This window comes from Rhizobium esperanzae, from assembly GCF_002204185.1.
Taxonomy (GTDB): Bacteria; Pseudomonadota; Alphaproteobacteria; order Rhizobiales; family Rhizobiaceae; genus Rhizobium; species Rhizobium esperanzae.
In genome coordinates, this window is sequence record NZ_MXPU01000067.1 from 1 (window position 1) to 837 (window position 837).

Consider the following 837-nt stretch of genomic DNA (forward strand, 5'->3'; position numbering starts at 1 on the left):
GAATGGTCCCTTGGCCCGAATTGGCATGGATCTTCTCGGCTAGCGCCCGATATTCCCCGGCCTGCTTGGAGTCCGGCGCGTACTGGATCACCGTCATCTTCCTGAGCTCGGCGTGCTGGACGATGTTGTCACGCGGCACAAAGTGGATGAGCTTGGAATTGAGCCTGGCAGCCAGCGCCTCGGAGAGGTCGAGCTCGCGGTCCGTCTGGCGCTCGTTACAGATCAGGCCGCCGAGCCGCACGCCGCCGGAATGGGCATATTTCAGGATGCCCTTGGCGATGTTGTTGGCGGCATAGAGCGCCATCATCTCGCCGGACATCACGATGTAGATCTCCTGGGCCTTGTTCTCACGGATCGGCATCGCGAAGCCACCGCACACCACATCGCCGAGCACGTCATAGGAGACGTAGTCGACATCGTCATAAGCGCCGTTCTCCTCGAGGAAATTGATCGAGGTGATGACGCCGCGCCCGGCGCAGCCGACGCCCGGTTCCGGACCGCCGGACTCCACGCACTTGATGCCTTTGTAGCCGGCCTTGAGCACGTCCTCGAGCTCAAGGTCTTCCACCGAACCTTCCTGGGCTGCCAGATGCAGAACCGTGTCCTGTGCTTTGGCGTTCAGGATCAGCCGGGTGGAGTCAGCTTTCGGGTCGCATCCGACGATCAGGATCTTCTGCCCGAGGTCGACAAGCGCTGCGAGCGTATTTTGGGAGGTGGTGGACTTGCCGATCCCCCCTTTGCCGTAAAATGCGATTTGACGCAAATCTGACATATCGCCTTCCTTCTTTCGTTCCATCCATCGCTGAGTAAAAGGCCGGCAGCTCGCGCCGCCTCCCA

Annotated in this window: 1 protein-coding gene; it reads right to left on the bottom strand. The window is 60.7% G+C overall.

Annotation, left to right across the window (positions count from 1 at the left end):
* Positions 1-772 (bottom strand): nitrogenase iron protein (gene nifH / locus B5E41_RS30950; RefSeq protein ID WP_088397332.1); only part of this gene is annotated, 772 nt, incomplete at its 3' end.
* Positions 773-837: the final 65 nt, after the last annotated feature.